Annotated in this window: 13 protein-coding genes; 3 read left to right on the forward strand and 10 right to left on the reverse strand. The window is 70.5% G+C overall.

Annotated features, from left to right (window positions below; genetic code table 11):
- The first annotated feature begins 20 nt into the window (after positions 1 to 20).
- The 3 genes from CLV43_RS15895 (at position 21) to CLV43_RS15905 (ending at position 2,099) form a co-directional block, all read left to right on the forward strand.
- A complete protein-coding gene (locus CLV43_RS15895; protein WP_106187931.1) occupies positions 21 to 575 on the forward strand; it encodes a GNAT family N-acetyltransferase in 555 nt (184 codons plus the stop codon).
- Positions 576 to 596: 21 nt separating this feature from the next.
- Complete coding sequence (locus CLV43_RS15900) at positions 597 to 1,097, forward strand: YqaA family protein (protein WP_106187932.1); 501 nt, start codon at positions 597 to 599, stop codon at positions 1,095 to 1,097.
- 102 nt (positions 1,098 to 1,199) lie between these two features.
- Complete coding sequence (locus CLV43_RS15905) at positions 1,200 to 2,099, forward strand: helix-turn-helix domain-containing protein (protein ID WP_106187933.1); 900 nt, start codon at positions 1,200 to 1,202, stop codon at positions 2,097 to 2,099.
- A gap of 857 nt (positions 2,100 to 2,956) precedes the next feature.
- On the opposite strand, the gene CLV43_RS15910 is transcribed toward CLV43_RS15905, so the two are convergent.
- From CLV43_RS15910 to CLV43_RS15955, 10 genes are all read right to left on the reverse strand, one after another.
- Positions 2,957 to 3,394, reverse strand: a complete 438-nt coding sequence (locus tag CLV43_RS15910; RefSeq protein WP_106187934.1) for a tetratricopeptide repeat protein — start codon at positions 3,392 to 3,394, stop codon at positions 2,957 to 2,959.
- Positions 3,391 to 4,161 (reverse strand): 4-hydroxy-tetrahydrodipicolinate reductase, encoded by a 771-nt coding sequence (gene dapB, locus CLV43_RS15915; RefSeq protein ID WP_106187935.1) that lies wholly within the window; start codon positions 4,159 to 4,161, stop codon positions 3,391 to 3,393. Before dapB ends, CLV43_RS15910 begins: the two co-directional genes overlap by 4 nt.
- Positions 4,158 to 5,534, reverse strand: a complete 1,377-nt coding sequence (locus tag CLV43_RS15920) for a M16 family metallopeptidase (protein WP_106188266.1) — start codon at positions 5,532 to 5,534, stop codon at positions 4,158 to 4,160. The genes dapB and CLV43_RS15920 overlap by 4 nt, the downstream gene beginning before the upstream one ends.
- An 11-nt stretch (positions 5,535 to 5,545) precedes the next feature.
- Positions 5,546 to 7,780 (reverse strand): polyribonucleotide nucleotidyltransferase, encoded by a 2,235-nt coding sequence (locus tag CLV43_RS15925; RefSeq protein WP_106187936.1) that lies wholly within the window; start codon positions 7,778 to 7,780, stop codon positions 5,546 to 5,548.
- A gap of 289 nt (positions 7,781 to 8,069) precedes the next feature.
- Positions 8,070 to 8,339, reverse strand: a complete 270-nt coding sequence (gene rpsO, locus CLV43_RS15930) for a 30S ribosomal protein S15 (protein ID WP_106187937.1) — start codon at positions 8,337 to 8,339, stop codon at positions 8,070 to 8,072.
- 215 nt (positions 8,340 to 8,554) lie between these two features.
- Positions 8,555 to 9,034, reverse strand: a complete 480-nt coding sequence (locus CLV43_RS15935; protein WP_106187938.1) for a helix-turn-helix domain-containing protein — start codon at positions 9,032 to 9,034, stop codon at positions 8,555 to 8,557.
- Between the two features lie 77 nt (positions 9,035 to 9,111).
- Positions 9,112 to 10,059, reverse strand: a complete 948-nt coding sequence (locus CLV43_RS15940) for a bifunctional riboflavin kinase/FAD synthetase (protein ID WP_106187939.1) — start codon at positions 10,057 to 10,059, stop codon at positions 9,112 to 9,114.
- Positions 10,060 to 10,177: 118 nt separating this feature from the next.
- Positions 10,178 to 10,546, reverse strand: a complete 369-nt coding sequence (locus tag CLV43_RS15945; RefSeq protein WP_146174779.1) for a hypothetical protein — start codon at positions 10,544 to 10,546, stop codon at positions 10,178 to 10,180.
- 13 nt (positions 10,547 to 10,559) lie between these two features.
- Positions 10,560 to 11,468, reverse strand: coding sequence for a tRNA pseudouridine(55) synthase TruB (gene truB, locus CLV43_RS15950; RefSeq protein WP_106187941.1), 909 nt, complete (start codon positions 11,466 to 11,468; stop codon positions 10,560 to 10,562).
- A gap of 11 nt (positions 11,469 to 11,479) precedes the next feature.
- On the reverse strand, positions 11,480 to 12,799 hold the full coding sequence (locus CLV43_RS15955) for an MFS transporter (protein ID WP_106187942.1): 1,320 nt from the start codon (positions 12,797 to 12,799) through the stop codon (positions 11,480 to 11,482).
- Positions 12,800 to 12,842: the final 43 nt, after the last annotated feature.

Below are 12,842 nucleotides of genomic sequence, written 5' to 3' on the forward strand. Positions count from 1 at the left end.
GCGCCACTAGATTTCCCCGCATGGCAGATGCCGCGGTGCGCCCCGCACAGCCCGATGACGTCGCGGAGATCGCCCGCATCCACCTCGACACCTGGCGCACCGCCTACGCCGGGATCCTGCCGCCCTCGGTGTTCGAGTCGTTCGACGCCGAGGAGGCCCGGCGGGCGTGGGCGGACGCCGTGGAGCACGCGCACGTGTTCCTGGCGACCGAGGGCACGTGGGTCGTGGGGTTCGTGGTGGCGGGATCGGCACCGGAGCAGGAAGTGGCCGACGCCGACGGGTCGCTGCCCGCCGACTTCGAGACGACGGCGCTGGTCAGCACGTTGCTGGTGGAGCCCCGGTGGGGGCGGCGCGGGCACGGCGGACGGCTGATCGCGACGGCCGCGCACGCGCTGCGCGACCAGGGCGCGTCGCGGGCGGTGGCGTGGGTGCCGGAGGCCGACCGGGCGACGAAGTCGTTCTACGAGCGGGTCGGCTGGGCGGCCGACGGGACCGTGCGGACGTTGGACGCCGGCGGGCGTCCGTTGCGCGAAATCCGGATGACCGGGGGGTTGGCCCTACTCCTGCAACACTGATCCTTGGCTATCCTCGGCCGAGTGGTCGTCGCCTGGTTGTGCCTGACGTTCGGTGTCGCGGTGGGCTCGGCGATCCTCCCCCTGGTCAGCATCGAGCTCTTCGTCCTCGGGCTGGTGACCCAGCAGCCGTCCATCTCGTGCTGGTGGATCGGGGTCGCGGTGGCGTGCGGGCAGGTGCTCGGCAAGCTGGTCTACTTCTTCGCCGCGCGCGGCTCGCTGCACCTGCCCGCGTTCCTGAAGCGCAAGGAGAAGCCGGAGAAGGCGGGCTCGCCGTTCCGGCTGAAGTGGAAGGCCCGCCTGGAGGCCGTGCGCGAACGCTGCCACCGGCACCCGCACTGGATGTTCGGCACGCACGCCGTCAGCTCCGTGGTGGGCCTGCCGCCGTTCATGTTCACCACCGTGCTGGCCGGTCTGGCGGGCATGTCGACGGCGCTGTTCGTGGCCACCGGAACGATCGGTCGGTTCGCCAGGTTCACCGTCCTGGCCGCGTCGCCCGCGCTGATGGCGGGCTGGGTGCACTGACCCCGGACCCGCGGTCAACAGTCACCCGTTTGTACTTCCTTGGGGCGGAATCCCTTGCGTGGCAGTCGATTCCACCCCGCGAGGGCACTACGTTCCACCGTCATGGAGACGGATGACAAGCCGCCTGCGCGCTTCACCACCGCGCAGAGCCGGGAGCTCGGCGAGGAACTCCGGCGGGCCCGCAAGCGGGCGGGCTTCCGCGGCACCAAGTTCTGCGAGGAACTGGAGTGGTCGACGGCGAAGCTGAGCAAGCTGGAGAAGGGCTGGCGCGGCACCAGCGACTGGGAGATCGGCACCTTCCTCGGCAAGTGCGGCGCGGACAAGGCCACCCGCGAACGCGTCATGCGCCTGGCCCAGGAGCCCGACGTCGGCTTCTTCGTGCGGCGGCACGCGGGCACGTCGTCGGACGGCCTGCTCAGCCTGGTGCTGCACCAGCGGGCCGCGCTGACCATCACGAGCTACGACACCATGGTGATCCCCGGTCTGCTCCAGTCCATGGGCTACACGCGCGCCCTGCTGGAGATGACGAGGTCCGTCCCCGTCGAGGACGTCGACGAGCAGGTGCGCGTGCGGATGGACCGGCAGGAGTTCCTGTGCGGCGGCTCGCCTCCCGTGTCGACCTTCTACATCCACGAGACCGCCCTGCGGCTCCGGATCGGCGGCTCGCGCGTCATGCACGACCAGATGATGCGGCTCGCGTTCATGTGCGGCTGGACCCACCTGCGCCTGCGCGTCGTCCCGTTCTCCGCCCAAGGCCACCCCGCCCTGCGCTACCCGTCCACGCTCATGACCTTCACCCGCAACGCGAAACCCGTGGCCTACGCGGAATCCGACCTCACGACCGTGTTCCTGGAGGAGGAGCGCGCGATCGAGTTCCACGAGGAGAAGCACGGCGTCCTCGACGCGCTCGCGCTGAGCGCGGACGAGTCCCACGAGGTCTTCACGCACTGGGCGAACGTGTACGACCGCGCCGACGACCACGGCCAGGTGCCGTGGGGATGAACGGGGTCAGGTCATCATGACCGACGCCCACAAGGCCGTGACGATGACCAGGAACGCGACCACCAGCCGCACTCGGGTGCCCACGGTGTGCCTTTCGGATCGAAAGTGAACACCGTTACGGTATTGATTGTCGACCGGACAAACCAAGTCGCAAACGAGTGAAGGCCGGATGAAGTCCTTCTCGGGAGCGTTGGGGCGCTTGAAGTTGCGGCGGATTTTGCAGGTGGCGCAACAAGTGCGCGCGGGGGATGCGCGACACGTGGACCGATGAGTCTGCGACTCGCCGTGGTGAGGCGACTCGCGGACTTTTTGCTTGCTACAGCTTTGCTGGCAGCCTTTGCTACTCGCAGCCTTTGCTGGCAGTGGAAGTTGGCCGCTGGCCAACCACGAACGACAACCCGCCTGCCGCATCCCTAACAGCAGCACGCGTTGGCCACCGGCCAACCCACCAACCAGAACCCGCCTACGAGTACAGCTGGATCGCCTTGCGCATGGTCTCGCGGGCACGACCGCGATCACCGCCCTGGACGCAGACGACCAGACGACGCTGCCAATGGCCTTACCGTGCACCGGCGTCCCGTGAACGTTCATGCCACAAAGCTCCGGTGACACGAGGGCCATTCCGGCCTGGACGCGCGCGCAACTTAGGTGACTGAACAGACCCGCGCCACTGGTCCGGCACCCTTGGATCCACCAAGAGATCGACGCCGACCCCAACGAGGTACCCAAGAACCCGCCTGCCACATCCTGCTAGCAGCGCATGTCGGCCACCGGCCAACCACGAACCAAAACCCGCCTGCCGCACCCCTGACAGCACCACACGTTGGCCACCAGCCAACCCACCAACCAGAACCCGCCTACGAATACAGCTCGATCGCCTTGCGCATGGTCTCGCGGGCGCGGGCGCGGTCGCCTGCGAGGTCGTAGGCCTGGGCGAGGCGGAACCAGGAGCGCCAGTTGTCGGGTTCTGCCTCGGTTTCGGTGCGGCGCTGTTCGAAGTAGGTGTCGGCGGCGTCGCGGTCGACCCGGCCGGAAGGCCTGCGGGGCAAGGAGGTGGTGTCCGGCAGCTCGCCTTCGGCGGCGAGCTGCCGGGCCATCTTCTCGGTCTTGAGGCCGAACCTGAGGTTCGTCCAGGCGATCCAGACACCGATGAGCGGCAGGAGCAGGACGCCGATGCCCAGGCCGATGCCGACGGGGTCGCCGGTGGTGATGAGGAGGACGCCCTTGCTGCCGAGCATGACGAAGTACACCGCGAGGACGGCGGTGAGGAGCAGTGCGACGGTTCTGGTCTTCACAGGTCCATGTACTTGTCGAGTCCGACGGCGAGGCCGGGGTGGTCGAGGATCGACCGGACGGCGAGCAGGACGCCGGGCATGAAGGACTTGCGGTGCAAGGAGTCGTGGCGCAGCGTGAGGGTCTCGCCCTCGGTGCCGAACACGACCTCCTGGTGCGCCACGAGGCCCGCGATGCGCAGCGAGTGCACCCGCACGTCGCCGACGAGGTTGCCGCGGGCGCCGTCCGCTTCCTGGGTGGTGGCGTCCGGCATGGCCGCCATGCCCGCGGCTTCACGGGCCTGGGTGATGAGCCTGGCGGTGTGCGCGGCGGTGCCCGAAGGGGCGTCGGCCTTGCGGGGGTGGTGGAGCTCGATGACCTCGGCGGACTCGTAGTACTTCGCCGCGATCTCCGCGAAGCGCATGGAGAGCACGGCGCCGATCGCGAAGTTGGGGGCGACGAGCAGCCCCAGCTCCGGCTTGTCGGACAGCCATCCGGCGAGCACGTCGAGCCTGGCCGTGTCGAAGCCGGAGGTGCCGACGACGGCGTGGATGCCGTTGGCCACGCAGAACTCCAGCGTGTCCATCACGACGTCCGGGTGGGTGAAGTCGACGACGACCTCGGCGCGCGCGTCGGTCAGGGTCGTCAGGGCGTCGCCCTCGTCGACGGACGCGACGAGGGCGAGGTCCTCGGCCTCGTCGACGGCGAGGCAGACCTCGGCGCCGACCCGGCCGCGGGCTCCGATGACGCCGACCCGGATCGGGCCGTCGGAGGCGGAGCGCTTGGTCATGAGATCACCTCGTGTACCTGGGACGGCAGGTCGTCCTGGTGGTCGTACGGGCCGACCACGGCGGCGGCGACCGGCCGTCGGAGCAGTTCCTTCGCCAGTGCGGCCACGTCTTCCGAGGTCACCGCGTCGATCCTGGCGAGGGTGTCGTCCACCGACAGGTAGTCGCTGTAGTTCAGCTCCCCCTTGCCGATGCGGGACATCCGCGAGCTGGTGTCCTCCAGCCCGAGCACGAGCCCGCCGCGCAGCTGGCCCTTGCCGCGGGCCACCTCCGCGTCCGACATGCCCTCGTCGGCGACCTGGAGCAGCACCTCGCGGATCACGCCCGCGACGTCGCCGAGCCGGTCCGGCTGGCAGCCCGCGTAGACCGACAGGCTGCCGGTGTCCGCGTACGACCCGATCGACGAGTACACCTGGTAGGCCAGGCCGCGCCGTTCGCGGATCTCCTGGAACAGCCGGGAGCTCATGCCGCCGCCGAGCGCCGCGTTCAGCACGTTGAGCGCGAACCTGCGCTCGTCGTGCCGGTCCAGCGCGCGCACGCCGAGCATCAGGTGCGCCTGCTCGGTGTCGTCGGTGTTGAGCACGAGCTTGCGGCCCGCCGCGATGCGGGCACGGCCCGCGCGCGGTGCGACCGGTGTGCCCTCCCGCGTCAGCCGGTCGCCCAAAGCCTTGCGCGCCAAGCGCATCACGTGGTTGTGCTCGACGTTGCCCGCGACCGCGAGCACCATCTTCGGCAGCGTGTAGCGGCGCTTGTAGAACGTGAACAGCGCGTCGCGGCTCATCGCGCCGATGGACTCCTCGGTGCCCAGCACCGGCTTGCCCAGGACGTGCCCGCCCATCAGGGCTTCGGAGAACGCGTCGTGCAGCAGGTCCTCGGGGTCGTCGTCGCGCATCGCGATCTCCTCGAGCACGACACCGCGTTCGGTCTCGAAGTCGCGTTCCTCGCACAGCGCCTCGAACACCACGTCGGAGACGAGGTCCATCGCCAGCGGCAGGTCCTCGTCGATGACGTGCGCGTAGTAGCAGGTGTGCTCCTTCGCGGTGAACGCGTTGAGCTCACCGCCGACCGCGTCGATCTCCTCGGCGATGGCCGCCGCGGTGCGGTTCGCGGTTCCCTTGAACAGCAGGTGTTCCAGGTAGTGCGCGGCGCCCGCGACCTCGGGGCGCTCGTCGCGGGAGCCGACCTGCACCCACAGGCCGACCGACGCCGAGCGCACCGTGGGGATCTGCTCGGTGATCACGCGCAGGCCCGACGGCAGCACGCTGCGGCGCACCGACGGTTCGAGCTGACGCGTCGTCCCCGGCTTCTGGAGATGGCCAGGGGTGCTGAGACGCGGACGGCCGCGAGTGCCAGGAGCACTCGCGGCCGCCGCCATGTCGCTGATCGTCACTGAGCCGCGGACTCCGCGGGCACAGGGGCGTCGTCGCCGGCCGGAGCGGCCTCGGGCGCGGTCTCCTCGGAGACCACGATGAGGCTGATCTTGCCGCGCTGGTCGATGTCGGCGATCTCCACGCGGAGCTTGTCGCCCACCTTGACGACGTCCTCCACCTTGCCGATGCGCTTGCCGCCACCGAGCTTGGAGATGTGGACCAGACCGTCACGACCCGGCAGCAGGGAGACGAACGCGCCGAACGCCGCGGTCTTCACCACGGTGCCCAGGAAGCGCTCGCCGACCTTGGGGAGCTGCGGGTTGGCGATCGCGTTGATCATGTCGATCGCCGCTTCGGCCGAGGGGCCGTCCGCCGCGCCGACGTAGATCGTGCCGTCGTCCTCGATCGAGATGTCGGCACCGGTCTGCTCGGTGATCGAGTTGATCATCTTGCCCTTCGGGCCGATGACCTCGCCGATCTTGTCCGTCGGGATCTTCACCGACGTCACGCGCGGCGAGAACGGGCTCATCTCGTCCGGGGCGTCGATGGCCTCGGCCATGACCTCCAGGATGGTGAGCCGGGCGTCGCGCGCCTGGCCGAGCGCCTTGCGCAGCACCTCGGACGGGATGCCGTCCAGCTTGGTGTCGAGCTGGAGCGCGGTCACGAACTCCTTGGTGCCGGCGACCTTGAAGTCCATGTCGCCGAACGCGTCCTCGGCGCCGAGGATGTCGGTGATGGCGACGTAGCGCGTCTCACCGTCGACCTCGTCGGAGACGAGACCCATCGCGATGCCGGAGACCGGGGCCTTGAGGGGCACACCGGCGTTCAGCAGCGACATCGTCGACGCGCAGACCGAGCCCATCGAGGTGGAGCCGTTGGAGCTCAGCGCCTCGGAGACCTGGCGGATCGCGTAGGGGAACTCGTCGCGCTTGGGCAGCACCGGCATCAACGCCCGCTCGGCGAGCGCGCCGTGGCCGATCTCGCGGCGCTTCGGCGAACCGACCCGGCCGGTCTCACCGGTCGAGTAGGGCGGGAAGTTGTAGTGGTGCAGGTAGCGCTTGTGCGTCTCCGGCGTGAGGGAGTCGATCTGCTGCTCCATGCGGAGCATGTTCAGCGTGGTGACACCCAGGATCTGGGTCTCGCCGCGCTCGAACAGCGCGGAACCGTGCGCCCTCGGGATCAGCGCGACCTCGGCACCCAGCGAGCGGATGTCGGTCAGGCCGCGGCCGTCGATGCGGATGTTGTCGCGCAGGATCCGCTGGCGGACCAGCTTCTTGTTCAGCGAGCGGAACGCCGCGCCGATCTCCTTCTCGCGACCCTCGAACGAGGCGGCCAGCTTGTCCAGCGTCGCGGCCTTGACCTCGTCGATGCGGGACTCGCGCTCGGCCTTGCCCGCCACGGTCAGCGCCGCGGCGAGGTCGCTGGTGGCGGCCTCCTCGACGGCGGTGAGCGCGTCCGGCTGGTAGGCCGGGTACGTCGGGAACACGCCGGTCTCCTTCGCCGCGACGCGGGCCAGCTCGGCCTGCGCCTCGACGAGGACCTTGATGAACGGCTTCGCGGCTTCGAGACCCGCGGCCACGACCTCCTCGGTGGGGGCGGTCGCGCCCTCGCCGATCAGGTCGATCACGTTGTCGGTGGCCTCGGCCTCGACCATCATGATCGCGACGTCGTCACCGACGACGCGGCCGGCGACGACCATGTCGAACACGGCCTTCTCCAGCTGCTCGTAGGTCGGGAACGCGACCCACTGGCCCTCGATGAGGGCGACGCGGACGCCGCCGATCGGGCCGGAGAACGGCAGGCCCGCGAGCTGCGTCGACGCGGACGCGGCGTTGATCGCCACGACGTCGTACAGGTCCTGCGGGTTGAGGCTCATCACCGTGATGACGACCTGGATCTCGTTGCGGAGACCGTCCACGAAGGACGGACGCAGCGGCCGGTCGATCAGGCGGCAGGTCAGGATCGCGTCGGTCGACGGGCGACCCTCGCGGCGGAAGAACGAGCCGGGGATGCGGCCCGCGGCGTACATGCGCTCCTCGACGTCCACCGTGAGGGGGAAGAAGTCGAAGTGCTCCTTGGGGTGCTTCGACGCCGTCGTGGCGGACAGCAGCATGGTCTCGTCGTCCAGGTACGCGACGACGGAACCCGCGGCCTGACGGGCCAGGCGGCCGGTCTCGAAGCGGATGGTGCGGGTGCCGAACTTGCCGTTGTCGATCACGGCGGCGGTCTCGTGGACCTCTACTTCAGTCATGCAGTGAACTCCTCGTTCGTCTTCTGGCCGCAGCGCGCTCGGGCGCGGGATCGCGGTTCGGACGAGGCCGGTCTTCGATCGAAGTCCCCTGGCGTGTTCGCGAGCGCCCCTTGGCGCTCAGCCCGTCCAGGGAACCACTACCGAGGACCGGCGAACTGGTCGTCCCGGTTCGCGGCGTGCTGGCCCTGTTGGTTCCTCTTTGGATCTTCTCCCGGTTCGGTTCTACACCGGAACCGGGCCGTACGCCGAGGGGGAGTGACCGTCGCCGGTCACTCCCCCTCGGTGCCTGTCAACGACGCAGACCGAGTCGCCCGATGAGCGAGCGGTAGCGGTTGATGTCCACCTTCGCGAGGTAGTTGAGCAGCCGGCGGCGACGGCCGACCAGCAGCAGCAGCCCGCGACGCGAGTGGTGGTCGTGCTTGTGGGTCCTGAGGTGCCCGGTCAGGTCGCTGATGCGCTTGCTCAGCAGCGCGATCTGGGCCTCGGCGGAGCCGGTGTCCGTGTCGTGGACGCCGTACTCGGTCAGGATGGTCTTCTTCTGGTCAGTGGTCAGTGCCACTTGGTGATTCTCCTTGTGCCTGTTCGGTTCCGTGCGGCCCCACCAGAGATCCGGATGGGGTTAGTCGGTACTGGCCGCCACGGAACGCAGCCAGACCCAACTGTCGAGGTTACCAGGCACACTTCCGGCACGGACGTCCGGCGTGCTCAACGGCACTCGGCGGACGTGCGGCTCGGCACCATTGTGGAGCAGACGGGCGAAGAGGTCCACCCGATTCAGCGACCCCGACCGGCCCTCCTGAGCAGGTCGGCGAGCGCCGGGAACTCGTCGCCGAGCACGTCGGCCGCCTGCGCCAGCTCCCGCCGGTCGGCGATCCGCCGCAGGTTGGTGAGCACGACCGCCTCGTCGCCCGCCCCGTTCACCGGCAGCGAGTCGCGGCTCACCGTCGGCTTCGACACGCGCACCTCCTCCAGCGCGCGCTGGAGCGCCTCGGGCGCCCCCGTCGCCACGTCCGGGGTGAGGACCTTGCGCTCGAGCATGATCATCCGGGCCAGCACGGACGGGTTGCCGATCTTCGCCCGCCGTCCCGACATCACCTGGCTCAGCATGGGCGCGCTGATGCCCAGCACCTCGGCCAGCTGCGCCTGCGACACGCGGAAAGCGACCACCAGGCGGCGGACCCGGTCACCCAGGGGCTCCCCGTACCACTCGCGCTGCAACGCGATGTTGCGCTGAACGATCTTGTGGTCCTCCACCTGAGCCTCTCCTCGTCGTGCCCTTGCGCCCTTCTGGGGGGCATCTTGCCAGGCCGTGACGCTCCGCACTGGTGCTTTCACCCCTGTTCCAGCAACTCCCGGACCTTGGCCACGTCCTTGTTCATCTCCACGACGAGCGCGTCGCTGCTGTCGAACTTCAGCTGGCCGCGCACGCGGGTCACGAAGTCGAGCGCCACCCGCTGGCCGTAGAAGTCCTCGTCCACGTCCAGCACGAACGCCTCCACCCGGCGTTCGCGGCCGGAGAAGGTCGGGTTCGTGCCCACCGAGACCGCGGCGCCGAGCCTGCGGCCCGACGAGTGGATGAACCAGCAGGCGTAGACGCCGTCGGCGGGGACCGCGGCGAACCGGGTCATCGACAGGTTCGCGGTGGGGAACCCCAGCTCCTTGCCACGCCCGTCACCTCGCACGACGATGCCCTCCAGCCGGTGCGGACGCCCCAGCGCGACCGCGGCCGCGGCCACGTCACCGGCGTCGATGCAGGCGCGGATGTAGGTCGAGGAGAAGGTGACGCCACCGTCGCCCCCCTTGGTGTCGGTCACGAGATCCGCCCCTTCCGTGACGAAGCCGAACCGCTGCCCGAGACGCCGCAGCAGCTCGACGTTGCCCGCGGCCTTCTGGCCGAAGGTGAAGTTCTGGCCGACCACGACGGCGGCCGCGTGCAGGCGTTCCACCAGCACCTCGTGGACGAACTCGTTCGCGGGCATGCGGGAGAGCTCGACGGTGAACGGGAGGACGCAGAAGACGTCGGCGCCCAGCTGCTCGACGAGCTCGGCGCGACGGCGCAGGGTGGTGAGCTGGGCGGGGTGGCTGCCGGGGCGGACGACCTCGGACGGGTGCGGGTCGAAGGTCATGACCACGCACGGGACGCCCTTCTCGCGGGCGAGCTCGACGGCCCGGCCGATCAGGGTCTGGTGGCCGTTGTGGACCCCGTCGAAGACACCGATGGTGACGACGCAGCGGCCCCAGCCGCCCGGTAGGTGGTCTAGCCCTCGCCAGCGTTGCACGGTGGGGAGCCTACGGCTCACCCGCGGTGGGCCGCCGGGGGTGGGTGTGGCGTGTTGTGGTCGTGTGGTGCCTGCCACAGGGCGGTCGGGCACGTGGTCCGACCGGCCCGGTCGCGGCTCAGGAACCGTCCTGCCGGATGTCGCGCCCCGCCTGGTAGACCGTGCCGCCGTCGCGGGCGACGGCGGTCTGGTTCACCGACCGGTCGGTGTACGAGCCGATCGACCCGGCCTGGATCACCGGGCCGTGGACCGTGCCGCTCACGCTGTTGTGCACGCTACCCGACGGTGGTGCGGGCGTGGCCTCCGCCGCGGCGGTGGGCGCGGCGGTGGGCGCGGTCCGCACGGCGATCAGGACCCCCAGCGCGGTGAGCAGCACGACGGCCACCCACGCCCAGGGGTTCCACTTCCAGTCCGTCGCCAGGTTGACGACCACACCGGTCACCACCGTCACCACACCGCCCGCCGCGGGCCACGCCCATCTCGCCATGGGCCAACGGTAGCTAGCCCGCGGGCGAGAGGACTACCACCGACCTGGCGACACCCTCCTCGTCCTTGGCCAGCGCGACCACGTGCCCATCGGGTCCGAACACGCCGTAGGTGCCCTCGAACCCGCCCGCGGACAGCCGCTGCCCGTGCGACAGCGCGACCACCTCGGCGGGCTCGATCTCCCGGCGCGGGAACGCCGTGGCGACGGCCGAGTCCAGGTCCAGCGAGAGCCCCGGATCCGCCTCCAGCTTCTCCAGGGTGCGGGCGACCCGCAGGTCGAACGGGCCGACCCGCGTCCGGCGCAGGGCCGCCAGGTGTCCGCCGACGCCCAGGTCCGCACCGAGGTCGCGGGCCAGCGCCCGCACGTACGTGCCGGACGAGCACTCGACCATGACGTCCAGCTCGGTGGTCGTGCCCTCGCGGCGGATCGACAGGACGTCGAACCGGTGCACGGTCACCGGTCGCGGCGGCAGCGTGACCTCCTCGCCCGCCCGGACCCGCGCGTACGCCCGCTTGCCGTCGACCTTCACCGCGCTGACCGCGCTCGGCACCTGCTGGATCGGCCCGGTCAGCTTCGCGACGCCCGCGCGGACCCGCTCCTCCGAGACCCCGGAGGCGTCCACTGTGGACAGCACCTCGCCCTCGGCGTCGTCGGTGGTGGTCGACGAGCCGAGGCTGATCGTGGACAGGTAGGCCTTGCTGTCCAGGGCGAGGTGGCCGAGGAGCTTGGTGGCGCGCTCGATGCCGAGCACGAGGACACCGGTGGCCATCGGGTCGAGGGTGCCCGCGTGGCCGACCTTGCGGGTGCCGAGGATGCGGCGGACGCGGGCGACGACGTCGTGCGACGTCATGCCGTCCGGCTTGTCGATGACGACCAGACCTGGCGGGACGGTGGGGCGGGACTGGCGAGGGGTTGCGGACACGAGCGAGGATCTTAGGCTGCTACGGAGGCGTCCCAACGCCTGCGCCGCAACTGGACCGGTACGTCCTCGCCGCGGGCCTCCGCTTCGAAGACGGCGGTGCGGGCGCGGCGCCACCAGACCGCGGTGCGCCACACGCCGAGCACGAGCATCGCGGCGAGCGACAGGAAGGCGATCCGGTACGCCTGCGCGGGCGGCAGGCCGTCGAACACGTCCAGCAGCACGCCCACGGCCAGCGCGGACCCGGTGACGGCCGCGAAGCCGCCGACGTTCACGACGCCGGTGGCCGTGCTGACCCGGTGCATCGGGTTGTAGTCGCGGGCCAGCGCGAAGGCGATGCCGGAGATCGGGCCGCCGAGCGAGAGCACGACGAACGCCGTCAGCACCACCGGCGCGGGCACGACGCCACCGGGCCAGGCGAGCAGCACCGTCCAGACGACCAGCGCCCCGGCCAGGAACCAGCCCGCGATCGGCATCCGCAGCTCGGGCTTGCGGGAGATGACCGAGCCGAGCAGCGGGCCCGACGCGACGGCGCCAAGGACCAGCAGGCTCAGCGCCGAGCTCGCCGCGGAGCGGGACATGCCCTGCGCCTCGACGAGGTACGGGAAGCCCCACAGCAGGCCGAGGACGGCGGGCGTGGACATCGTGGAGAAGTGCGTCCAGAACCCGAGCCGGGTGCCGGGCACGCTCCACGCCGTGGCGACCTTGCGCAGCACGACACGGGGCGACTGCGGTGGCAGCACCGGCACGACTACCCCGGCGGGCACGTCGCGCAGCCGGGCGAACGCCACCGCGGCGTAGGCCGCCGTCGCGAAGCCCGCGATCAGGAACGTCCACGTCCACCCCGCGCCGCCCAGCAGCAGCGTCAGCGGGACGGTGGCAGCCAGGTTGCCCACGCCGCCGAGCGCGGCGGAGATCGCCACGATGACCGGGAAGCGGCGGGCCGGGAAGTGCGCGGCGGCCAGGCGCAGCACGCTGACCCAGGTCATGGCGTCGCCGATGCCCAGGACACCGCGGGCGAGCAGGCCCAGCGGGTAGGAGTCGGCGACGGCGAACAGGACTTGGCCGGTGCCCATCAGCAGGGCGGCGGCGGTGAGGACGCGGCGTGGGCCGAAGCGGTCCACGAGGAGTCCGGTGGGGATCTGCATCAGGGCGTAGAGCCCGATCTGGAGCACGGTGAAGGTGCCCAGTGCGGCCGGGCCTACCCCGAACCGCTCGCTCGCTTCCAGCCCCGCGACGCCGAGGGACGTGCGGTGGAACAGTGCGGCGATGTAGATGACGATGGCGGTGGTCCAGATCAGCCACGCTTGCTTCGTGGCGCGATCGACCGGCAAGGCGACGCTCCTCGGGTAGTGGGTCCACCCAGTACATCGGGAA

The organism is Umezawaea tangerina, assembly GCF_003002815.1.
Classification (GTDB): Bacteria; Actinomycetota; Actinomycetes; order Mycobacteriales; family Pseudonocardiaceae; genus Umezawaea; species Umezawaea tangerina.

Coding starts and splice junctions, on each gene's coding strand:
- CLV43_RS15895 (WP_106187931.1), top strand. CDS start 21: ATGGCAGATGCCGCGGTGCGCCCCGCACAGCCCGATGACGTCGCGGAG.
- CLV43_RS15945 (WP_146174779.1), bottom strand. CDS start 10,546: ATGGCGAGATGGGCGTGGCCCGCGGCGGGCGGTGTGGTGACGGTGGTG.
- CLV43_RS15920 (WP_106188266.1), bottom strand. CDS start 5,534: ATGGCGGCGGCCGCGAGTGCTCCTGGCACTCGCGGCCGTCCGCGTCTC.
- CLV43_RS15905 (WP_106187933.1), top strand. CDS start 1,200: ATGGAGACGGATGACAAGCCGCCTGCGCGCTTCACCACCGCGCAGAGC.
- dapB (WP_106187935.1), bottom strand. CDS start 4,161: ATGACCAAGCGCTCCGCCTCCGACGGCCCGATCCGGGTCGGCGTCATC.
- CLV43_RS15925 (WP_106187936.1), bottom strand. CDS start 7,780: ATGACTGAAGTAGAGGTCCACGAGACCGCCGCCGTGATCGACAACGGC.